The sequence below is a fragment of the Streptomyces sp. NPDC048606 genome (assembly GCF_040650855.1).
GTDB lineage: Bacteria > Actinomycetota > Actinomycetes > Streptomycetales > Streptomycetaceae > Streptomyces.
Genome location: NZ_JBEZIB010000002.1, coordinates 285,610 through 307,053, shown reverse-complemented (window position 1 = coordinate 307,053; position 21,444 = coordinate 285,610). Strand labels below are relative to the sequence as shown.

At 73.5% G+C, this 21,444-nt stretch carries 20 protein-coding genes and 1 tRNA gene; 7 read left to right on the top strand and 14 right to left on the bottom strand.

What is annotated here, in order from left to right; genetic code table 11:
* Positions 1–33: 33 nt before the first annotated feature.
* The 6 genes from thrB to AB0D01_RS03460 all read right to left on the bottom strand — a co-directional run bounded on the left by thrB (position 34) and on the right by AB0D01_RS03460 (position 6,849).
* Positions 34–972, bottom strand: a complete 939-nt coding sequence (gene thrB / locus AB0D01_RS03485) for a homoserine kinase (protein WP_363053300.1) — start codon at positions 970–972, stop codon at positions 34–36.
* 328 nt (positions 973–1,300) lie between these two features.
* Positions 1,301–2,371, bottom strand: coding sequence for a threonine synthase (thrC, locus tag AB0D01_RS03480; RefSeq protein ID WP_363053299.1), 1,071 nt, complete (start codon positions 2,369–2,371; stop codon positions 1,301–1,303).
* A 6-nt stretch (positions 2,372–2,377) separates the two neighbouring features.
* Positions 2,378–3,667 (bottom strand): homoserine dehydrogenase, encoded by a 1,290-nt coding sequence (locus AB0D01_RS03475; RefSeq protein WP_363053432.1) that lies wholly within the window; start codon positions 3,665–3,667, stop codon positions 2,378–2,380.
* A 159-nt stretch (positions 3,668–3,826) separates the two neighbouring features.
* Entirely contained in the window at positions 3,827–5,218 is a 1,392-nt protein-coding gene (gene lysA, locus AB0D01_RS03470; protein WP_363053298.1) for a diaminopimelate decarboxylase, read from the bottom strand.
* A gap of 19 nt (positions 5,219–5,237) precedes the next feature.
* Positions 5,238–6,245 (bottom strand): ArgS-related anticodon-binding protein NrtL, encoded by a 1,008-nt coding sequence (gene nrtL, locus AB0D01_RS03465; RefSeq protein WP_363053297.1) that lies wholly within the window; start codon positions 6,243–6,245, stop codon positions 5,238–5,240.
* A 133-nt stretch (positions 6,246–6,378) separates the two neighbouring features.
* A complete protein-coding gene (locus AB0D01_RS03460; RefSeq protein WP_363053296.1) occupies positions 6,379–6,849 on the bottom strand; it encodes a response regulator in 471 nt (156 codons plus the stop codon).
* Between the two features lie 106 nt (positions 6,850–6,955).
* Between AB0D01_RS03460 and AB0D01_RS03455 the strand changes: the two genes are divergently transcribed.
* A tRNA-Arg gene (locus AB0D01_RS03455) sits at positions 6,956–7,027 on the top strand.
* A 74-nt stretch (positions 7,028–7,101) separates the two neighbouring features.
* Here AB0D01_RS03455 and AB0D01_RS03450 read toward each other — a convergent pair.
* The 4 genes from AB0D01_RS03450 to AB0D01_RS03435 form a co-directional block, all read right to left on the bottom strand.
* Positions 7,102–8,040 (bottom strand): hypothetical protein, encoded by a 939-nt coding sequence (locus AB0D01_RS03450; protein ID WP_363053295.1) that lies wholly within the window; start codon positions 8,038–8,040, stop codon positions 7,102–7,104.
* On the bottom strand, positions 8,037–10,019 hold the full coding sequence (locus AB0D01_RS03445; RefSeq protein WP_363053294.1) for a hypothetical protein: 1,983 nt from the start codon (positions 10,017–10,019) through the stop codon (positions 8,037–8,039). The genes AB0D01_RS03450 and AB0D01_RS03445 overlap by 4 nt, the downstream gene beginning before the upstream one ends.
* On the bottom strand, positions 10,016–10,816 hold the full coding sequence (locus AB0D01_RS03440) for a toll/interleukin-1 receptor domain-containing protein (protein WP_363053293.1): 801 nt from the start codon (positions 10,814–10,816) through the stop codon (positions 10,016–10,018). Before AB0D01_RS03440 ends, AB0D01_RS03445 begins: the two co-directional genes overlap by 4 nt.
* A gap of 63 nt (positions 10,817–10,879) precedes the next feature.
* Positions 10,880–12,148 carry a helix-turn-helix transcriptional regulator gene (locus AB0D01_RS03435; RefSeq protein WP_363053292.1) on the bottom strand — a complete coding sequence of 423 codons (1,269 nt, stop codon included), beginning with the start codon at positions 12,146–12,148 and terminating at the stop codon, positions 10,880–10,882.
* Between the two features lie 313 nt (positions 12,149–12,461).
* On the opposite strand from AB0D01_RS03435, the gene AB0D01_RS03430 reads away from it, so the two are divergent.
* The gene (locus tag AB0D01_RS03430; RefSeq protein ID WP_363053291.1) at positions 12,462–13,448 is read left to right on the top strand and encodes an XdhC family protein; all 987 of its coding nucleotides are present in this window, start codon (positions 12,462–12,464) and stop codon (positions 13,446–13,448) included.
* A 151-nt stretch (positions 13,449–13,599) separates the two neighbouring features.
* On the top strand, positions 13,600–14,004 hold the full coding sequence (locus AB0D01_RS03425) for a DUF6479 family protein (protein ID WP_363053290.1): 405 nt from the start codon (positions 13,600–13,602) through the stop codon (positions 14,002–14,004).
* Between the two features lie 102 nt (positions 14,005–14,106).
* Here the strand turns inward: AB0D01_RS03425 and AB0D01_RS03420 are convergent, their stop codons facing one another.
* Together AB0D01_RS03420 and ligD are read right to left on the bottom strand one after the other, a co-directional pair.
* Positions 14,107–15,063: an ATP-dependent DNA ligase gene (locus AB0D01_RS03420; protein WP_363053289.1), complete on the bottom strand. Its 957-nt coding sequence runs from the start codon at positions 15,061–15,063 to the stop codon at positions 14,107–14,109.
* Complete coding sequence (ligD, locus tag AB0D01_RS03415) at positions 15,060–15,944, bottom strand: non-homologous end-joining DNA ligase (RefSeq protein ID WP_363053288.1); 885 nt, start codon at positions 15,942–15,944, stop codon at positions 15,060–15,062. Before ligD ends, AB0D01_RS03420 begins: the two co-directional genes overlap by 4 nt.
* A 31-nt stretch (positions 15,945–15,975) precedes the next feature.
* On the opposite strand from ligD, the gene AB0D01_RS03410 reads away from it, so the two are divergent.
* Positions 15,976–17,205: a Ku protein gene (locus AB0D01_RS03410; RefSeq protein WP_363053287.1), complete on the top strand. Its 1,230-nt coding sequence runs from the start codon at positions 15,976–15,978 to the stop codon at positions 17,203–17,205.
* A gap of 97 nt (positions 17,206–17,302) precedes the next feature.
* Here AB0D01_RS03410 and AB0D01_RS03405 read toward each other — a convergent pair whose 3' ends face one another.
* Positions 17,303–18,103: a nuclease-related domain-containing protein gene (locus AB0D01_RS03405; protein WP_363053286.1), complete on the bottom strand. Its 801-nt coding sequence runs from the start codon at positions 18,101–18,103 to the stop codon at positions 17,303–17,305.
* A gap of 196 nt (positions 18,104–18,299) precedes the next feature.
* On the opposite strand from AB0D01_RS03405, the gene AB0D01_RS03400 reads away from it, so the two are divergent.
* From AB0D01_RS03400 to AB0D01_RS03390, 3 genes are all read left to right on the top strand, one after another.
* Positions 18,300–18,893 carry a hypothetical protein gene (locus AB0D01_RS03400; RefSeq protein ID WP_363053285.1) on the top strand — a complete coding sequence of 198 codons (594 nt, stop codon included), beginning with the start codon at positions 18,300–18,302 and terminating at the stop codon, positions 18,891–18,893.
* 175 nt (positions 18,894–19,068) lie between these two features.
* Positions 19,069–19,794: a hypothetical protein gene (locus tag AB0D01_RS03395; RefSeq protein WP_363053284.1), complete on the top strand. Its 726-nt coding sequence runs from the start codon at positions 19,069–19,071 to the stop codon at positions 19,792–19,794.
* The gene (locus tag AB0D01_RS03390; protein ID WP_363053283.1) at positions 19,791–21,020 is read left to right on the top strand and encodes a HAMP domain-containing sensor histidine kinase; all 1,230 of its coding nucleotides are present in this window, start codon (positions 19,791–19,793) and stop codon (positions 21,018–21,020) included. The genes AB0D01_RS03395 and AB0D01_RS03390 overlap by 4 nt, the downstream gene beginning before the upstream one ends.
* A gap of 131 nt (positions 21,021–21,151) precedes the next feature.
* Here the strand turns inward: AB0D01_RS03390 and AB0D01_RS03385 are convergent, their stop codons facing one another.
* Positions 21,152–21,439 carry a hypothetical protein gene (locus AB0D01_RS03385; RefSeq protein ID WP_363053282.1) on the bottom strand — a complete coding sequence of 96 codons (288 nt, stop codon included), beginning with the start codon at positions 21,437–21,439 and terminating at the stop codon, positions 21,152–21,154.
* Between the last annotated feature and the right edge of the window lie 5 nt (positions 21,440–21,444).

Sequence of the window (21,444 nt, the reverse complement as noted above, 5' to 3'; positions counted from 1 at the left end):
TGCCCGGCCGCCCGCCCGGACGGGGCCGTGTCGTCACGACACGGACTGCCCGCCCTGGGTGCCCAGCGGAAGGACGCTCGCGCCCGCGGTGTCGAGGGCGAGCCGGTTCGCCGCCCACCCCTCGCCCGCGAGCCGCGCGACCTTGTCGGCCGCTTCGTTGTCGACCAGCGCGAGGACCGTGGGGCCGGCGCCGGAGATGACCGCGGGGATGCCGTCCGCCCGCAGTCGGGCCACGAGCGCGACGCTCTCGGGCATCGCCGGGATGCGGTACTCCTGGTGCAGCCGGTCCTCGGTCGCGGGCAGCAGCAGCTCGGGGCGCCTGGTCAGGGCCTCGACGAGCAGACCGGCACGGCCCGCGTTGACGGCCGCGTCCACGTGCGGCACGGTGCGCGGGAGCAGGCCCCGCGCGGTCTCGGTCAGGACCGGGTTGGAGGGGACGAAGACCACCGGAACGATGGAACGCGCCGGCTCCATACGGATCGCCCGGGCGCTGCCCCCGTCCATCCAGGCCAGGCTGAAGCCGCCGAGCAGACAGGCGGCGACGTTGTCGGGGTGACCCTCGATCTCCGTGGCGAGCTCCAGCAGGGCCGCGTCGTCGAGCTTGGCCTCCCCGCCTATGGTCACGGCGCGGGCGGCGACGATGCCGGCGCAGATCGCGGCGGAGGAGGAGCCGAGGCCCCGACCGTGCGGGATGCGGTTGGCGCAGACGACCTCCAGGCCGCGCGGCTGTCCGCCAAGCAGGTCGAAGGCGGTGCGCATGGAGCGTACGAGGAGGTGGCTCTCGTCGCGCGGGAGGGTGTCGGCGCCCTCACCCGCGATGTCGACGTTCAGGCCGGAGTCGGCGACGCGGACGACCACGTCGTCGTAGAGCCCCAGGGCCAGACCGAAGGCATCGAAGCCGGGGCCGAGGTTGGCACTGCTGGCGGGGACGCGCACTCGTACGGCGGCGGCGCGGAACGCGGGACCTGCCATCGGTCGATGACACTCCTTGTGACTGTGCGAGATCTGGCGGCGGTGCGGGATCTTCGCTGCGAATGTACTGGAGAACGTACGACACCCGAAGGCCCTTGGGGCAGCACCGCGGTCATATGCGCGGTGGCGGATGTAAGTACAGCGTATCGAAGGAAGGTTCTCTCGCGACATAGGGCGCACAGGAGGCGCACGACGCGTGTCGCGGATGGCCCACCGGTTCACATCGGATTCCGTCGACTTTTGATGTCGTACGGGTCGAGTTGCCGGGTTCCGGACACTTCCGGAACCCGGCAACGGGAGGCGCGCGGGGCCGCGGACGGCCCGCGGGTCAGATCAGGCCGAGCCGTACGGCGGCGGCCTCGGCGTCCACCGGAACGGTGACCGGCTGCGGAGCGCCGGCGACCGCCCAGTCGGGGTCCTTGAGGCCGTTGCCCGTGACGGTGCACACGATCCGCTGGCCCGGGTCGACGAGACCGGCCTCGGCCGCCTTCAGCAGACCGGCCACCGACGCGGCCGAGGCGGGCTCGACGAAGACGCCCTCCTGCGCGGCCAACAGGCGGTAGGCGGCCAGGATCTGGCGGTCCGTCACCTCGTCGATGAAGCCGCCCGACTCCTCGCGCGCGGCGAGCGCGTAGTCCCAGGAGGCCGGGTTGCCGATGCGGATCGCGGTGGCGATGGTGTGCGGCTCCTTGACGACCTCGCCGCGCACGATCGGCGCGGAGCCGGAGGCCTGGAAACCCCACACGCGGGGCGTACGGGAGGCCAGGCCGTCGGCCTTGTACTCCTTGAAGCCCTTCCAGTACGCGGTGATGTTGCCGGCGTTGCCGACGGGCAGCACGTGGATGTCGGGGGCGTCGCCGAGCGCGTCCACGATCTCGAACGCGGCCGTCTTCTGGCCCTCGATGCGCACCGGGTTGACGGAATTGACCAGCGCCACCGGGTAGTTGTCGGACAGCGCGCGGGCCAGGTCCAGGCAGTCGTCGAAGTTGCCGTCAACCTGCAGGATCTTGGCACCGTGCACCAGCGCCTGGCCCATCTTGCCGAGCGCGATCTTGCCGCGGGGCACGAGGACGGCGGAGACCATGCCCGCGCGCACCGCGTAGGCGGCGGCGGAGGCGGAGGTGTTGCCCGTGGAGGCGCAGATGACGGCCTTGGCGCCGTCCTCCTTGGCCTTGGTGATGGCCATGGTCATGCCGCGGTCCTTGAAGGAACCGGTGGGGTTGGCGCCCTCCACCTTGAGGTGGACCTCACACCCCGTGCGCTCGGACAGCACCTGGGCGGGGACGAGGGGAGTGCCGCCCTCGCGGAGCGTGACCACGGGAGTGGTGTCCGTCACCGGAAGACGGTGACGGTACTCCTCGATGATGCCGCGCCACTGGTGGGTGCGATTGCTGCTCATGGGTCCTTACTCCCCTTCAACACGCATGATGCTGGCGACACCGCGCACGGTGTCCAGCTTCCGCAGCGCCTCGACGGTCCCGGAGAGGGCCGCGTCGGGCGCGCGGTGGGTGACGACGACGAGGGAGGCCTCGCCGTCCTTGCCCTGCTGACGGACGGTGTCGATGGAGACACCGTGCTCCGCGAAGGTCGTCGCCACCTGGGCGAGGACGCCCGGCTTGTCCGCCACATCGAGGCTGATGTGGTAGCGGGTGACGACGTCCCCCATGGGGCTGACCGGCAGCTGGGTGTACGCCGACTCGCCGGGCCCCGTTGCCTCGGCGAGCTTGTTGCGGCAGACGGCGACGAGGTCGCCGAGGACCGCGGACGCGGTGGGCGAGCCGCCCGCGCCGGGCCCGTAGAACATCAGGCGCCCGGCGGCCTCCGCCTCGACGAAGACGGCGTTGTACGCCTCGCGGACGGACGCCAGCGGGTGGGTCAGCGGGATCATCGCCGGGTGGACGCGCGCGGTGACGGACTCGCCGTCGGCGGCGCGCTCCAGGATCGCCAGGAGCTTGATGGTGCAGCCCATGCGCTTGGCGGAGGCGAAGTCGGCGGCGCTGACCTCGGTCATGCCCTCGCGGTAGACGTCGTCGAGGCGGACGCGGGTGTGGAAGGCGATGCCGGCGAGGATGGCGGCCTTGGCGGCGGCGTCGTAGCCCTCGACGTCGGCGGTCGGGTCGGCCTCGGCGTAACCGAGGGCGGTGGCCTCGTCCAGCGCCTCCTGGTAGCCGGCGCCGGTCGAGTCCATCTTGTCGAGGATGAAGTTCGTCGTGCCGTTGACGATGCCCATCACCCGGTTGATCTTGTCGCCGGCGAGGGACTCGCGCATCGGGCGGACCAGCGGGATCGCGCCGGCCACGGCGGCCTCGTAGTAGAGGTCCAGCCCGTGCTGCTCGGCGGCGGCGTGCAGGGCCGCGCCGTCCTGGGCGAGGAGCGCCTTGTTCGCGGAGACGACGGAGGCGCCGTTCTCGAAGGCGGTGGTGATCAGGGTGCGGGCGGGCTCGATCCCGCCGATGACCTCGATGACGACGTCGATGTCGCCCCGTTTGAGCAGGGCGGTCGCATCGGTGGTGACCAGGGCCGGGTCGATCCCCTCACGGACCTTGGAGGGGCGACGCACGGCCACGCCGGCCAGTTCGACCGGGGCGCCGATCCTGGCTGTCAGATCATCGGCGTGCGTCGTCATGATGCGCGCCACCTCTGAGCCGACCACTCCACAGCCCAGCAGCGCCACCTTCAGCGGACGCGTACGCATCATTTGACCTACGCCTTTCGATCTTCTTCGCTCCCGGCGCGCGGTTTTGCGCGCCAGGTGTCAACCAGTCTCACTCAATGGACAGGACTTTCCATCCTCGGTCCATTGAGTGAGACACCTATTTTGAGGGCCGGAACCCCTGTTTCAGAAATATGGGTATCACCCCAGGTCGAGGCGCAGGAGATCTTCCTCCGTCTCGCGGCGGACGATCACCCGCGCCTGCCCGTCGCGCACGGCCACGACCGGCGGTCGCAGCGCGTGGTTGTAGTTGCTGGCCATGGAGCGGCAGTAGGCCCCGGTGGCCGGTACGGCGAGGAGGTCCCCCGGCGCCAGGTCGGCCGGCAGGAACGCGTCCTTGACCACGATGTCACCGCTCTCGCAGTGCTTGCCGACGACGCGTACGAGCATCGGTTCGGCGTCGGAGACGCGGGAGACGAGGGTGACGGCGTACTCGGCGTCGTACAGGGCCGTGCGGATGTTGTCGGACATGCCGCCGTCGACGGAGACGTACGTCCTGAGCCCTTCGAGGGGCTTGATCGTGCCGACCTCGTAGAGCGTGAAGGCGGTGGGGCCGACGATGGCGCGGCCCGGCTCGACGGAGATGCGCGGCGCCTTCAGGCCCGCGCTCTCGCACTCGCGGGCGACGATCTCGGTGAGCGCCTTGGCGATCTCGTGGGGCTCGCGCGGGTCGTCGGCGGAGGTGTAGGCGATGCCGAGGCCACCACCGAGGTCGATCTCGGGGAGCTCGACGCCGTGCTCGTCGCGGACGGCGGCCAGCAGGCGGACCACCCGCTTGGCGGACACCTCGAAGCCGGCCATGTCGAAGATCTGCGAGCCGATGTGGGAGTGGACGCCGAGCAGCTCCAGGCTCTCGTGCCCGAGCGCCCGGCGCACGGCCTCGGCGGCGGAGCCGTCGGCGACGGCGATGCCGAACTTCTGGTCCTCGTGGGCGGTGGCGATGAACTCGTGGGTGTGCGCCTCGACGCCGACGGTGACGCGGATCTGCACGGGCTGGCGCACGCCCAGCTCGCGGGCGATGTGCGCGACGCGCGCGATCTCCTGGAAGGAGTCGAGGACGATCCGCCCGACGCCGGCGGTGACCGCGCGGCGGATCTCTTCCTGCGACTTGTTGTTGCCGTGGAAGGCGATCCGGTCGGCGGGCATTCCGGCGGCGAGGGCGGTGGTGAGTTCCCCGCCGGAGCAGACGTCGAGATTCAGCCCCTCTTCCTTCAGCCACTTCACGATCGCCTTGGAAAGAAATGCCTTTCCGGCGTAGAAGACGTCGGCGTCCTTGCCGAAGGCGTGCGCCCAGGCGCGGCAGCGGGCCCGGAAGTCCTCCTCGTCGAGGAAGTAGGCCGGGGTGCCGAACTCCTGCGCGAGGCGGGTCACTTCGATGCCGCCGACGGTGACGATCCCGTCGTCGTTCCGCGTCACGGTCCGCGCCCAGACCTTTTCGTCGAGGGCGTTGAGGTCGGCCGGCGGCGGCGCGTAGTGGCCCTCGGGCAGGACGTCGGCGTGGCGGGGCCCGGCGGGATGGGCGGAACGGCTCATCGGTATCTCTCTTTACGGTTCACAGGAAGTCGGGTGCGTCCATGCCGAGGAGGGCCAGGCCGCCGGCCAGCACCGTCCCGGCGGCTTCGGCGAGGGCCAGCCGGGCGCGGTGGGCGGCCGAGGGTTTCTCGTCACCCGTGGGCAGGACCCGGTACTGGAAGTCGAGGAGGGCGTCGGCGACGGCGACCAGGTGCCGCGCGAGCCGTTCGGGCGCCCCGTGGTGGGCGGCGGCGTCGAGGACGAGGGGATGGTCGGCGAGCAGCGCGAGCAGGCGGCGCCCGTCGTCACCGGTCTCCCCCGGCTCCGCGCCCGCCTCCGCCCGGAACCCGAGGCGGGCTGCCTCGCGGGTCAGGGCGCGGGCCCGGGTGTACGCGTACCGCACCTGGAAGAAGGGGTTGGAGTCGTCCTGGACGAGCAGGCCCGGGCCGAAGTGGGGGGTCTCGCGGGCCGGCACGGTGAGCATGGCCCAGGCGGCGGCGTCGGCTCCGTAGCGCGCGGGGGCGTCGAGGTCGCGGTGCGCGAGGGGCGCGGCACGCGGGGGTGCGGGGGTGTGGGGCGCGGCCGGGTGGGGCGGCGCGGTCTCCAGCGCCTGGCTCGCCCGGATCCGGGCGACGGCCCCGGCGACGACGCGCTCGCGCGGTCCGGCGGCGGGGTCGCCCGCGCCGGCGGCCTCGTACGCCCCGGCGGCGAAGCCGTACGACGGGCCGCGGTCGAGCACCTCGCGCACGAGGGCGGCGGCGGGGCGGGGGGCGAGGGTGAAGTTCAGGAACCCGGGGCCGGTGACCTCCACCCGGGTGATGCCGGGCTCGACGGCCAGCCGGGAGGCGAGCGCGCGGGCGACGTCGGCGGGGCGGTGCGGCGTCCCCTTCGCGAGCTGGAGGGCGACGGGGCTGGCGTACTCCCCCACCCCTCCGGGACGCGTCCGCTCGACGACGATCCGCACGGGCGCGGGCCCGGACAGCTCCCCGTCCTCGACGGCGCGGCGTACGGCGCGTACGACGGCACGAGAGAGGTCGGCGGGGATCACGGCACCCAGCGTAGGGGAGAAGGCTCCGGGTGACGCATCCGGTTTCGCCATGTGAACAGGTGCCCTGCGCCGCCCCTGCCCCTACCCCCTCCGCGCCTCCCCTTCTTCCTCTCCCTCTCCCTCTTCCTCGCGCTCAGCCCCTTCCGCGTCCGGCGGGGGCCCCTTTCCTCTCCCACCGGTCCTTGCGCTCCACGAGCCGCCGCACGACCCGGACCAGCTCGGCGGGCTCGAACGGCTTGGCGACGAACGCGTCCACCCCGGCGGCGATTCCCGCCTCGACCTCGTGCTGCGTACACGCGCTGACGATGGCCACGGGCAGGTGCCGCGTCCGCGGATCGGCCCGCAACCGCGCGGCGGCTCCGAACCCGTCGAGCCGGGGCATGACCACGTCGAGGGTGATCGCGTCGGGACACACCCGGTGGACGACTTCCAGGCACTCGGCACCATCGCTCGCGGTCACGACCTCGAAGCCCTCCAGCTCGAGATTGACCTTGATCAGCTGCCGGATGACCTTGTTGTCGTCGACAACAAGCACCCGGCGCGGGGCGCCTGACACCCTTCGAGAGTAGGTCGCCCTAAGCCCCCGCGTCCGGGTTTTCGCCACTTCCACCCCCTCCGGGCGACCGACCTCCCCCTCCGACCCGAATCCGTTCCTGATCACCCCGGGGAAGCTGGTAGTGTTCAACCCGTCGCCGCACAGCGAACGACACGCCCCCGTAGCTCAGGGGATAGAGCAACGGCCTCCGGAGCCGTGTGCGCAGGTTCGAATCCTGCCGGGGGCACTTCGCAGGAAGTGCCCAAAGACCCCGCCGTCAGCGAGTTCGCTGAGACGGGGTCTTCGCGTATGTGGGGTCGGCTATTCCTCGGGGTCGGGTGGAAGGAAGTGCGCTCGCAGGCGCGCGGCTTCCTCGGATCGGCCCACCGACTCGAGCCAGCCTTCCAGGCGGAGGACGAACGACTCCCGCTCCGCGGACTCTCCCTCGGCGGGGTCGGTCGCCAGGTCGAGGAGCTCGAGGAGCGCCGTCACGCAGGTGACGATGTCCGGGGGCGGCTCGTCCGTCGCGGTCGTCGGGCCCTGCACCAGGTGCCGGAAGAGGGTGGCGATCTCGGTGTTGTTCGAGGCGGCCGAGAGCTGCGCGAACGGGCCGAGGAGGGACACGGCGCGCTCGATGTCCTCCTCGTGGCGTGCGAGCCACCACACCGCCGCGCTGCCCGGGGTCTGGAGGACCTCGTCGGAGAGGTACTTGCGGCGGCTGCGCTCGTACTGGCGTTCCTGCTCCCAGGTGTCCTCCTCCTTGCGCAGGCCGGCGAGCTTGCGAAGTCGGTCGCGGTCCTCGGGGACCAGGGCCAGGGTGACGTCCGTGGCCATCACGACCAGGGTCGCCGTCTCGTCCAGGGTGTGGCTGCCGAGGGCTTCCTCCAGGATGTACTGGACGGAACCGTGGCGTTCGGGACGCTCGTTGCGGGTGAACTCCCGGGCCCGCCTGATCACGTGGGCCGCCGCGATGCCGGAGCGGTTGCCGTGCGGGACCGGGCCCTCGGTGCCGGCCGGGCGCCACCAGACGGACGCCGAGAAGAGGAAGTCGTAGTCGGGCAGGGCGCTCGGGACGGCGATCCGGTCCAGATGGACCTCCTGGAAGGGCGGCTCGGCCGGCTGGACGGGTTCCGGCTCAGCGGCCGGTCGGTGGGCGTCGCGGGGGCGCGGGCGGCTGGGCTCGGCACGCTTTACGACGATCAGTCCGGTCGCGGCCGCCAGTGTCACCGCCAGGAAGGTCCACGGCAGGTAGGTACTCATCGCACTCCTCGCGACTCGTTCGAGGTGACGGTCTCGTCGCGGACGAGACCCTGGGCCACGTCGATTCCGTGGCGCAGCCGTGCCGCGGTCGCGGCACGCTCCGGTCGGCTCCCGGCCCAGTGGCACGTGACCGTGTACAGCTGGTTGCCATGCCGGTCGCTGCCCTCGACGGCCTCCACCAGGACGTCGAGGGCGCGTGCGCGGCGTTCCTCCGGAATCTTGAGGGCCGCGTCGAGCCAGCGGTGTGCGAGCGGGGCCCACGCCTGGCGCGGGCTGTGGTCCATCGCGGCACGCCAGACGTCGGGCAGTTCCCACCAGGGCAGGTCGGGGGGCATGGACGTCTCCGCGTAGAGGTCGAGGAGCAGGGAGAGGTCGCCCGGGGAACGGGGGCCGGCGTGCTTGACGATGCGGCGGTGCAGGTAGCGACGGAGTCTCGGGTCGCGTTCGACGAGGGCGAAGAGCACCTCGCGCGCGCTCGCACCCGTGGGTCGGTGCGCCAGATGGTGGAGCCGGACGACCGCGTGGTACGGGTGACTTTCGGACAGCGGACCCCGACAGACATCGGTCAGTACGCGGTGCAGACCGGCGGAGAGGGAGGGACTCTGTGACCAGTTCAGCATCCGGTCCAGGACCACTCTGACGTGGCGTTCGTCGTCGAGGGCCCGTTCGAGCGCGGTCGACGCCGCGGCGTACGGGATGTGGGGCGCGTCGGAGTCGGTCCAGCGCGGCACCCTCGCGAGGAGGTCTGCGGGTCCCGAGGTGTCGAGGACCCGCTCGACGAACCGCCGCACCAGGAGCGCCTTGTCCGCGTCGCTCGGTTCGCCCTGTTCGAGGACGTCCTCGACCCAGGTGCCGAAGGCCGGCCGCAGGTCCGGGAAGTGCAGCCAGAAGTGGCGGCGGATCGCCGTGTCGTATTCCAGGCGGTCGAAAGTGACCGCCCCGTCGGGATCTCGCGTGATGACCAGTCGTGTCAGTTCGTCGTGCAGGTCGTCCCGTACGAACCGGGCCGCTTCCGTGCCCTCGTCCTCGGGGCGGTGCCCGAGCGCCCCCAGGAGTCTGTTCCGCCCGTCGAAGACCACGTCGGCCGGGGCGCCGTGCAGCATCGCCGCACTCAGCAGGAGGGCGCGCCCCTCGGCGGACCTGACCGCCTTGATCTGGTCCGCCGCTTCCGTGGCCCGCTGTGTGACGGCTCCGAGGGCTTCCGCGGCCCAGGTGCGGAACACGGTGCCGTGTCGGCCTCCCTTGCGGGCACGGACGACCGTCTCGCAGAACCGGGCCAGCTCACCCATCGAGCCGCTCGCGAACAGCCGGGTCAGTGCCTCGACGCCCAGGTCCTCGTCCTTGAAGGGGACACCCTCGCGACGCAGGAAGCGCCGTACGAGGCCCTCGCCGTCCGGCCGTTCCAGCCGCACGGCAAGGGCCTCGAACTGCGGGTCCAGGAGGTGGTCGGGGGCGGCCGGCAGGACGACGGCCATCCGCGCCCCGGCGTCTTCGACGGCGGACCGGTACGGAGCCAGGGTGTTCAGCTGGGCCTCGACGTACTCGGCGGAGGCGACGGCGGAGAGGTTGAGGAGGAACCGGTCGCGGGGGCCGGCGTCGAGGGTGTCTTCGGGGGGCTCCGGCGGAAGTTCCTCGAAGCGGCCCGGCCGGTCGTCGTCCGGGTCGGCGGCCTCGTGCAGGAGTACGGTCGCGGCGGCGTGGCGCCCGATGCCGGGTGCCCCGTGGATCAGGACGACCGCCCCCGGCTCGGCGATCCGGCGGGCCGCCTCGCCGAAGCCGGGCGGGCGGACGAAGCGCCGGCGCAGCGAGCTTCGTCGTTCGTGGGCGACGGACAGCCGGTCCGGGCGCTGCCTGGGGGGTGCGGTGTGGAAGTGGTTGTTCTGGGTCCCGGAACCGTTGTGCGTCGGGCCCGCTCCCGCACGGCCCGCGCTGTCGTGGCCGGGGCCCTGGTCACCCTCGCCGGGGCCGTCCGGAATCACGCCTCGTCCCGACGGCGCTCGTCCCGGTCGCGGTCGTGCGGGGGTCGGTGGTCGGTGGCGCGTTCGACGGACTGGCGCATGCCTCCCGAGTTGTCTCCGGCGACGAAGTTCACGCCCATCCCTTCGCCGCTGAAGGTGGGGCCGTTGTACTGGGCTCCGGAGCCGGTGTGCAGGGGGGCGTTCGGCTCGCTGATGAAACTGCCGAGGTCGCCGTTGAGGTTCCCGATCCCCCCGCGCTGGTCGTGACGGATGTCGCGGACCCTCATGCGGGTGGTGCCCGCGGGTCCGGCGTCGGTGCCGGCGTCGGCCGGTCGCCTTCGGTCCGCCTTGGCCAGCTCCGGAACCCGATCGGCCAGTTCGTCGCCGATCCGCCGTAGGTCGCTCTCGGCGTCGCGGTGGTCGAAGCGGAGGTACTGATGGTCGGCCAGTCCCGCCAACTCGGCGGGCAACATGCCGCGTTCAAGTCGGGTGGAGCGTCCCACCAGGACGGGGACGACGTCCGCCCCGCAGGCCATCGCCTCCTCGATCTCGACCCGCGTCCAGTCCTCGGGGTCCTCCAAGGCCGGACGGCCGGATCGGCCCGGGGCCTCGACCCACTTCTCGCCGATCACGGCGAGCAGGACGCTGCTGCGGCGCACGGCCTTGAGCAGTTCCCGCGGGAAGGGCTGTCCGGGCCGGATGGACTTGCTCGCGAAGAAGACGTTCTCGTTTCCGAATCGGGCGGAGAGGTCGCGTTCGATCAGGGTGGCGGTGGCCTCCTCGTCGCCGGTGCGGTAGTTCACGAAGATTTCGGGCATGGCGGATTCCTCTCCTGGCGGGAATTCGTGAAATCGAACGCGCGGACGTGTCGTCCGGCGGGTTCAGATGAGAGTCGGCTTGAGCGCCCAGGCCAAAGCGGGTTGCAGTTCCCGGACGGCGCGGTTGACGCGGTAGCGGCCGAGTTCGTCGGACAGGCGTCGGATATCGGTGCGGACCGTCGCCGACGGGGCGGCCACGCTCATGTCGAGCAGTTCCCGGGCGATGGCGCAGGAATGCTCGATCTCCCCCGACGCGGCGTGGGCGAGGGCGCGCCTGAATCCGTATCTCGTGCGCGCCCTGAGGGCGTTCGCGGGGATGCGAAGGAATTCTCGGTCCAGGACCTGGGCCGCCTCACGCGGGCTGCCGAGGTCGTACAGGCACCATCCGGTCACCATGGCGGCCGGGTCGGCGAGGTTCGTGGTGCCGATGACGGGGCCGGGCGCGGCCTCGTCCCGCGCGGCGGCCAGGCTCCGGCCGGCCTGCTCCAGTGCCCGCATGCAGGCGAGTTCGTCGCCGGCGAGGGCGTGCCCCTGCGCCTCGCGCTGGGCGGCCAGGCCGCGGATCCTCGGGGGCAGTCGCCGGTCGTGCCGCGCCTGCCCGGCGAGGCCGACGGTGGCGGCGTGGTCGCCGTCGTACAGGGTGACGAGCGCCCTGCGGACGAGGGCGTACGAGGCCAGGTGGGGATCCTCGCCGGCCTGGGCGAGCAGCACGGCGTCGGCGGTCCAGGCCAGTGCCGCCCGGACCCGACCGGCCTCCTGGGCCATCCAGCCGGCGAACTCCGCGAACCGTGAGGCGAGGACGAGCAGCGGCCGACGTTCGCGCGGGGCCCCCGTGGACAGCAGCGCCACGACGGCGCGCGTCTGGGATTCCAGGACGGGGAGCAGGGTGGCGGGGTCGCAGCACTGGCCGAGGGCTCGGGACTGTTCGAGTTGCGTGGTGAGCGCCTGGACGAGGGTGGCCCCGTCCGGCGCGGCGGCGTGTCCCGGCCGCTTGAGGACCCGGCCGATCAGGGTGTCGGCGCCGACGCGGACGAGGTCGGCCGGGTCGAGTTCCCAACCGCGTTCCCCGGGCCCGTCGCCACCGTTCGTCCCGGCGGCGGAACGCGGCGTGTGCGTCGAGGTCGGTTCGAGCAGTCCGCACAACGCTCCCCCGGCGCGGAGAAACGCGTCGACCCGTCGAATGACATCGGGTGACGGTTTCACCTTCCCCCGTTCGACTTTGCTCAGATAGCCCTTGCTGTAGTTCACCGCGCGACCCAATTCGGTGAGCGTGTATCCGGCCTCTTGGCGTAATCGGCGCAGTTCGGGTCCCACTGCGGGCCAGGTATTCATCGGAAGGCAACTCCCAAAAGATATGGCGCCCTTGGAGATCGATTCAGTGGCGAGTGTGACATGTGGGTGTGGGCGGTGGGCGGCATCCCGGAGGTTTCCTGTTGCCTGTACGGAGCGTGAGGAAAGGGCGCTCGCCCTGTCACGTTGCGCGACCGGTGTTCCGGTGGTCCGTACGAGGGGGGTGGGGCGGGGTCTGTGGGATTGGGGGGTGGGTGGGGGGCGAGGGCGTGCGTAGGGTGGAAGGTCAGGCCGCATCGTGCCGTTGACCAGGCGCTTTGCGGGGAGACAGCGTGACCGGGATGGGGCGACGAGGATGCGTGAGCTGGCGGAGACGGCACGGCGTTGGGTGGCCGAGGGGCGGGTGGCGTTCCTGGCGCGGCCGGTGACCGAGTCGGGGTTCGGGCCGCGGGATCCCGCCGGGGCCGTGCTCGTGGACGCGGGCGGGGAGTGTGTCGGGGCCCTGTACCGGGGTGTCTTCGACGCCGAACTCGTCGCCGAGGCCGGGGCCTTGGAGGGGGCCGGCCGGGACGGGGCGCGGGTGTGCGAGGTGTCCGTGGGGCGGGCCGAGGCCGAGGAGGCGCGGCTGACCTGCGGGGGTCAGGCGGAGGTGTTGCTCCAGCCGCTGTCGGCGGTTCCGGCGGAGTGGTGGGAGCTGCTCGGCTCGGGGGCCGGGGTGGCGCTCGTGACCCGGCTCGGGGAGGGTGCGGACACCGCCGTGAGCGAGGTCGTACGGGCCGGGGAGCCGGCGGCGGACGACGCCGCGCGGCGGGCCGGGGAGCTGCTCGGGACGCGGCGGCCCGGTCGGGACGCGCTGTACGGGGGTTCCGGGCTGGTGCTCGTGGAGGCGTATCCGTCGGCCCCGTACGTGGTCATCGGCGGCGGCGGTGAGCTGGCGCGGGTGATCGCGCGGCAGGCGGAGCTGCTGGGGTGGGAGGCGGTGGCCGTGGAGGACGCCGTCGAGGCCGAGAAGGTGCTCGGGGCGCACCGGGACGCGGCCTGCCTGGTGATGTTGAGCCACGAGGAGGACTTCGACGTGCCGACCCTGCGGACGGCGCTCGCGCTGGAGGTGCCGTACGTGGGGGCGCTCGGCTCGCGGCGGACCACGGCGCGGCGCACCGACGGGCTGGTGGCGGCCGGCGTGACGGGTTCGGAGCTGGCCCGGGTGCACGGCCCGATCGGGCTGGACCTGGGGGCGAAGACGCCCGCGGAGACGGCGCTCGCGATCTGCGCGGAGATCCTCGGGGTGCTCGGCGGCAAGGAGGGTCCGGGGCTGCGGGATTCGGACGGTCCGCTGAGGTAGTTGCTCCGTTCGGGGTGGTGTCGGCCCCGCGTCCGCGGCCCGTCGTGCGCCGCGAGGGCGGGGCCGACGCCGTTCGGGGGTGACCCGCCGGGGCGGGGTTCGGGGTGGCCGAGTGGCGCATATCTCATCAAAGTGCGGGAAAATGGGGCGTATGAACACGACCCTGACCTACATCGCGCTGGACAGGATCCTGACCGACATCGCGTGGTTCCTGGTGGTCGGAATCATCGTGGCCGGATTCCTCCTCGGGGGGTTCAAGCTGGGCCAGCGCGTGCGGGCGAAGGAGCCCCCGCCCCCCACCGCCGAGAGCCAGCCGCACCTGCCGGAGGGCGGTGCGGTGTACGAGGTCCGCGAGGAGCGCGAGCACGTCGAGATCCCCGAGGGCGGACTGCGCCCGCACGAGATGCAGGGTTACGGGAACTTCGGGTCCCGCACGCACAGCCACCAGGACGAGGCCCGCGCCGAGCGCGAATCGGGCTACGAGCACCCGCAGGGCCCCGGCCCCCACCCCCAGCCCGGCGCTCCCCCGGACGCGGGACGCGGCGCCCACTCCTGACGGCCCCCGACCGAAGCCTCCCCGCGGCCCGCGCCCCCCGGCGCGGGCCGCGGGCGCGTCAGGGGTCCGTCAGCGGTCCGTCAGAGGTCCGTCAGAGGTCCGTCAGAGGTCCGTCCGCAGCCGGAGCACCTCCGGCGGCGGGTGGCGGGTCGAGGCCTGGCGGATCTCGGCGGCCAGGGGCGGGTCCAGCGGCCGGAAGGGCAGTTCCCCGAAGCCGATCGCGACGATCGTGGCCGTCGGCGCGGAACCGCCCGCGGCGCCGGCCGCCGCTTCCCCGCCCGCCGCTTCGCCGGCCGTCCCGCGCGCCGCCAGTGCCGCCACCAGCTCCGCCCGCAGCCCGGCCGACAGCGGGCTCGACACCAGCGGGGCGTCGTCCTCGGTCCCGGCCGGCACCAGGACGAGCGCCAGCGGGCGGCGCGGGGTCCCGGTGTAGCCGACCACGGCCGCGTCGCGGACGTCGGTGTGGCGCAGCTTGCGCCACACGCGCCGCCCGGTCGGGTACGCCTGGTCGAGCCGCTTCACGACCAGGCCCTCGATGCCGCTGGCGGGCAGGGTCTCGTACCAGGTCTCGGCGAGTTCGGGGTCGGTGGTCATCGGGACGGGCTGGAGCGGCGGGCCGAGCGGGAGCAGCAGGTCGACGAGGAGGGCCCGGCGGCGTTCGTACGGGCGCCCGCGCACGTCCACCCCGGCCAGTTCGAGCACGTCGAAGGCGGCGTACGAGGCGGGCAGGCTCTGCGCGAGCACGGCCGCCCGGGTGCTGGTCGCCGCGGCGGCCCGGCGCTGGACCAGGGCGAAGTCGGTGCGCCCGGCGTGCCAGACGACCACCTCGCCGTCCAGCACGGTCCCGGCGGGCAGCCTGCGGGCGGCCGCGGCCAGGTCGGGGAAGGCTCCGGTGACGATCCGCCCGGAGCGGGCCTGGAGGACGACGTCCTCGGCCGTGCGCCGGATGACGAGGCGGTGGCCGTCGAACTTGGGCTCGTACGCCAGACCCGCCTCGCGCGGCAGGCTCCGTACGGCGACCGCGAGGGCGACGCGGATCGCCGGGCCGGTGGCGCTCACGGCAGCCTCCCGGCCCGGTCGGGGTCGTTCAGCGGAGCGAGGAGGTCCCCGTCGGCGGCGAGCCGGGGCGGCACGTCCTCGGCGAGGAACACCAGGTCGGAGGGGGTCCGGCAGGCGGCGACCTCCGCCCAGGAGACGGGTGCGGAGACGGTCGGGAGGGCGCGGGCCCGCAGGGTGTAGGGGGCGGCGGTGGTCTTGGCGGCGGCGTTCTGGCTGTGGTCGACGAAGACCTTGCCGGGGCGCAGCGCCTTGGCCATCCGGTGCGTGACGAGTTCGGGCATCACCCGTTCGGCCTCCTGGGCGAGGTCCTTCGCGTACGCCGACACCCGCTCGGAGGGAGTGGGCTCGATGGCGACGGCCAGGTGGAGGCCCTTGGAGCCGGAGGTCTTGGCGTGGGCCTCCAGGCCGTCGGCGGCGAGGCGCTCGCGCAGCCAGAGGGCCGCGTCGCGGCATTCGACGACGCCGGCGGGCTCGCCGGGGTCGAGGTCGAAGACGATCCGGTCGGCGACGGCGGGGGCGGAGGCCCGCCACTGGGGGGTGTGGAACTCCACGACGAGGTTCGCGGCCCACATCAGGCTCGGGAGGTCGTCGACGACCACCTGTTCGGCCCGGGGGTCGTCGGAGCGGGGCACCGGGGTCCGTCTCACCCAGTCGGGCGTACCGGGCGGCGGGTTCTTGGTGAAGAACAGCTGCCCGTCCGGGCCGTCCGGGTAGCGCAGGAAGGAGACCGGGCGGTCGCGGACGTGGGCGAGGAGGGCGTCCGCGACGGTCGCGTAGTAGTGCAGGACCTCGCCCTTGGTGAAGCCGGTCCGGGGGTACAGGACCTTGTCCAGGTTGCTGAGGGCGAGGCGACGCCCCTCCACCGTGGTGATCGGCGTCATACGATGAGATTGCCACGAATCAGGAGGAACCGTGCGATCCATTTGGAACGGGGCGATCTCCTTCGGCTTGGTCAGCATTCCGATCAAGCTCGTGAACGCCACCGAGAGCCACTCGATCTCCTTCCGTCAGATCCACGTGACGGACGGGGGCCGCGTCCGGTACCGCAAGGTGTGCGAGCTGGACGGCGAGGAGGTGCCCGGCGCCGAGATCGGCAAGGGGTACGAGGAGGCGGACGGGTCGATCATCCCGATCACGGACGAGGACCTGGCGCGGCTGCCCATCGCCACGGCGAAGACGATCGAGATCGTGTCCTTCGTCCCGGCGGACGAGATCGATCCGCTCCAGATGGACGCGGCGTACTACCTCGCGGCGAACGGGGCGACGGCGGCGAAGCCGTACACGCTGCTGCGGGAGGCGCTGAAGCGGAGCCGGAAGGTGGCCATCGCGAAGTTCGCGCTGCGCGGGCGGGAGCGGCTGGGGATGCTGCGGGTCGTCGGTGACGTGATCGCGATGCACGGACTGCTGTGGCCGGACGAGATCCGTGAGCCGGAGGGGGTGGCGCCGGAGGCGACGGTGTCGGTGCGGGACGCCGAACTGGACCTGGCGGACGCCCTGATGGCCACGCTCGGCGAGGTGGAGATGGCCTCGCTGCACGACGACTACCGCGAGGCCGTGGAGTCGATGATCGAGGCGAAGTCGAGCGGGGCGTTCGAGCCGGCGGAGGCGGTGGTGGAGCCGGCCGGCGGCAAGGTGATCGACCTGATGGCGGCGCTGGAGAGCAGCGTGCGGGCGGCGCGGGCCTCGCGGGGCGAGCCGACCCCGGACGACGGGGAGGAGCGCGAGGCGGAGGTGACGCCGATCCGCCGCGGGGCGAGGAAGACGGCCTCGGCCTCGACGCCCAAGGCGGTGGGCGGCAAGAAGACGACGGCGTCGGGCGCGCGCGCCACGGCGGCGGGCGCCCCGAAGAAGAGCACCAGCCGGTCGGCGGCCTCGAAGGCGACCGCGTCGAAGACGACGGCCACGAAGGCGGCGACGAAGACCACGGCCACGAAGAGCGCGGGCACCAGGGCCGGCTCCGCCGGGGCCGGGACCTCGAAGGCGACCGCGGCCAAGGCCTCCGCCGGCGGGTCGTCCGGCGCGAAGTCGGCCGCCGCCGGGGCGACTTCGAAGGCGACCTCGAAGTCGACGTCGGCCTCCGCGAGGAAGACGTCGGCCGCGGCGGCGAAGAAGGCGGCGCCCAGGAAGCGCAGTTCGGCCTGAGCCGACCGTCTCCCGATCCCGGGTCGGGCCCCAGGTCCGGATCGGGCCCCGGTCGGGCCCGGGTCGGGCCCGGGTCAGGTCCGGGTCGGGCCCCGGGTCAGGTCCAGGTCGGGCGGGTGCGGGCCAGGGTGAACAGGGCGTCGACGTCCGGGAGTTTGAGGGAGCGCGGGATCGCCCTCAGGGTGGTCGCGGCGGTCGGGGGCTGGAGGATCAGGATGTCCCGGACGGTCGGGGCCACCTCCACCCGGGAGGCGTCGGTCAGGGCCAGGACGGGGGTCACCGGGGCGGTCAGCAGCCGGGCCGCGCAGGCGGCGGCGCGGCGGATCCAGCGGGGGTCCGGGCGCGGGTCGGCGCGGCCCACCGTGAGCAGCAGGTCTCCGACGCGGGCGCGCTGTCGGCGGCCCGGCACGGTGCGGACGGCGAGCACCCCGGACGGGCCGACGAGCAGGTGGTCCAGGAGTCCGAGCCCGGGCAGCGGGACGTCGTGCAGGGCCCGCCAGTCGGGGGACTCCCGTTCCAGGGCGTCGAGTTCGGCCCCCACCCGTTGCCGCGCCAGGAGGTCCTGGCGGAGCCGGTGGCGGGCCCGGCCGCCCGGTGCGCCGTAGGCGAGTTCGCCGATCAGGGTCTCCCCCGGCCGGTTCGGGGCCAGGTCCTCGTCGGGCGGCAGGACGAGCATGCGCAGCTCGGCGGCGGTGGGGACGGGCGGCGGGCCCATGGTCCAGCCGCCGGTGAGGTACGGGCGCAGGGCGGCCAGCACCGCCTCGCGCTGGTCGTCGGACAGTACGCTGATCCGGTTGGCCGGGCGGTCGTACCAGGCCACCGCCTGCCCGTCGGCCCGGTTGACGTATAGCCTGCCGCGGCCGGGCCGGCCGCTCGGAAGCACCTTGAGTCCACGCATCGGCGTCACCCCCGCCGTCCATGGGAGCAGGCGCCGCCGCCCGCGGCAATCCCTCGGTTGTGTAACGACTCCGTCGGCTCGCTGCTGCCTCGCTGTTACAAGGTCACGGTCATACCGCAACGGCGGGCCCCTACGTTGGTGCCCTCAGGACCCGCTCGACCCTCCGGGTCCTCCTGCCCCGTGTCGAAGGAAGCCCGTGAACACCGTCAGCCGCCGCACCCTCGTTCGCGCCACCGCCGTGACCGCCTGCGCCGCCGGTCTGCTGGCACTGCCCACCGGCGCGGCCGTCGCCGACGCCGTTCCGGTCACCTCCACCTCGGCCGTGCAGCGGACCCTGGTCAAGAGCGTGGCCCTGGCCGACGGGCGCTCCACGGCGCGGGTGTACCGGATCGCGAAGAACGCCTACCAGGCCGACATCCTGCGCTCGGGCACCACCGTCGCCACGCTGACCAGCCGCGACGGGTTCACCGGTTTCGGGAACACCGGCGAGCTGCACGCCGCGCTGCGGCCCGACGGCCGGCTCTCCTCGTGGGTCGGCGACACCGGCCCCGAGGACGGCTCGCACCTGGTGGCCGGCGACGGGCACAAGACCGGCACGCGGGGCGGTACCCACGTCACCCCCGTCTCCGACCGGGGCCCGGTCGGGACCGCCGACACCCTGCGGCTGAACACCCTGGCCGACGGTCCGGGCGAGGGCGTGCTGCTGCTCGCCGCGGGCGGCGGCATCGCGGCGATCGGGGCCGCCGGGCTGGGCTTCGCGATGCTGCGGCGCGGGCGTACGGACGGCTGACGCACCCCCTGCGGGGCGGGTGCGGTACGGCCCGGACCCGGGCGGGTGCGGGGGCGGCGGGGACGGCCGTACGGGCAAAAGGTGCGTAGGTCTGCATAAGGTTGGTCGAACCCGACCGCCGCCGCGGGCCGCCCGTACCGCGCGGCCCGCACCGCCCGAAGGAGGCCACCCCGCCGTGGACCAGCGCCTGCCGCGCGCGTGCGCCGCCCTGCTGCTGCCCCTCGCGGCGGTGGTGGCGACGGCGGGGTGCGGGGACACCGGCGGGCTGGCCGCCGCCGGGCCGACCCCGACGGCGAGCGGTCCCGTGCACCTGTGGCCGGAGCGGCGCGGGGCGGACGTACCGCCCGCCGATCCGGGGGGCGCCCCGCCCGAGTACGTACGGGGACTGCCGCCGGTGCGCGACCAGGACGTGCACGGCGTCGATCCGGTGGCGCTGGTGCGGGCGGAGCTGGACGCGCACCCGGACATCTCCGTGGGGGCGGACGGGATGCCGCGCGAGACGGCGGACGCGATCAGGGCGTGCGGGACGGCGGGGCGGGCGCCGGGGGCGTGCCCGGTGCTGAAGCCGTACTACCGGGACCTGACGGGCAACGGCAGTGACGAGCTGGTCGTCGGGATCGAGCTGCCCGACCGGATGATGTCCGTACGGGCCTACACGGCGGACGCCGACGGCCGGCTGAACCGGATCATGGCGACGACGGAGACGGTGGTCTCGGTGGAGCTGGCCGGGCGGGACGTGGTCCTGCGCGTGCCGAGCGGGAATCCGGGTTACGCGCTGATCACCGCCTGGTCGTGGGACGCGCGGCAGCGGACGATGCTGCCCACGCGCGAGCAGATCGTGCGCGTGCCCGGTCCGGGTGCCTCGGCGACGGCCGCGCCCTCCGGCGCGGGAGCGCCGTGAGACCTCGACTGCCGGCCTGGACGGCCACGCTGACCTGGAAGTCCGCGTGTTTCATCGTGGTGATGTGCTGCTCGCTGGCGGCGGTGCTGGGCGCGTTGGTGCACGTGGAGGTGACCCGGCAGACGGTGGCGACGGCCCGCGACAAGGCGTTGGGCAGGCTGCACGACGCCTCGCGCGCCTACGAGGCCGGGGAGGCGCTCCCACCGAACGCGGGGGTCGACCCGGCGGGGCTGCCGCCGGAGCTGCGGGCCCTGGCGGTGCGCGGCGGGCAGCGCGGCACGGTCGTGGCGGAGTACCGGGGACGGTCGTTGATGTGGGCCGCCGCCCCGGCGGACGGGCGGGCGCTGGCGGTGGCCGTGGACTACGGGCAGAGCGCGCGGACGATCCGGGGGCTGGACAACGCGATCATCTGGTCGTCGGTGCTGGCGATCGGCGGGACGCTGCTCGTGGGGGCGTTCGCGGTGACCCGGGTGACGCGGCGCCTGCACCAGACGGCGACGGTCGCGCGGCGGATCAGCCAGGGTGACCTGGACGCGCGGGTCGGGGACCCGCGGACGAAGGACCCCGCGCGGCGCCAGGACGAGGTGTCGACGGTCGCGGGGGCGTTGGACACGATGGCGGGAACGCTCCAGGGGAAGCTGCTGAGCGAGCAGCGGTTCACGGCGGACGTGGCGCACGAGCTGCGGACGCCGCTCACGGGTCTGCAGGCCGCATCGGAGCTGCTGCCCGACGGGCGGCCGACGGAGCTGGTGCGCGAGAGGGTGCGGACGATGCGGCAGCTGACGGAGGACCTGCTGGAGATCTCCCGGCTGGATTCCGGCAGCGAGGTGACGGAGACGGACCTGCACCAGCTGGAGCGGCTGGTGCGCCGGGTGGTGCGGGCGTCGGGGACGGACACGGCGGTGGTGGTCCTGCGGGACGCGCACGTGGAGACGGACCGGCGGCGGTTGGAGCGGGTGCTGGGGAACCTGGTGGCCAACGCCCACAGGCACGGGCGGGCGCCGGTGGTGGTGACGGTGGACGGGCCGGTGGTGTCGGTGCGCGACCACGGCGACGGGTTCCCCGAGTACCTGATCGCGCGCGGGCCGCAGCGGTTCCGCAGCGGGGGCAAGGGGCACGGGCTGGGGCTGACGATCGCGGTGGGGCAGGCGCGGGCCATCGGGGCGCGGCTGGAGTTCCGCGAGGCCGAGGGGGGCGGGGCGGAGGCGGTGCTGCGCCTGCCGTAGGGCCGGCGGCCCGCTCGGTGTGCGGCTCCCCGGGGCGCGGGCGCCCCCGGTCGGCCCACGGATCCCGGGGCGCGGGGCGCCGTACGGGCCCCGAGGCCCGACGGCACACCCGACGCGGCCAGGTGCCCGGGTCAGTCCTGCGGGGACTGCGGGGGCTTCGGGGGCTTCGTCCAGGGCCAGCGCGGGCGGGGCTTCACGCCCGTCGGGGAGTAGGCGTACTTCCAGCCCTTCTGGAGGTGCAGCCGCTTGGTGTAGCCGGCCGGGACGCGCTCGTAGAGCAGGACCGTGGCGGGGCCGCCGTCCGGGGACGGGACGGGGATCTCGTACCACTTCGGCGGGTGTCCGGTCGGGCCGACGAGGATCGGCAGGACCCTGCCGTCCATCGGTCCCCCCTCGAAGGGGGTCGGTTCGCTTCTCACCCCAC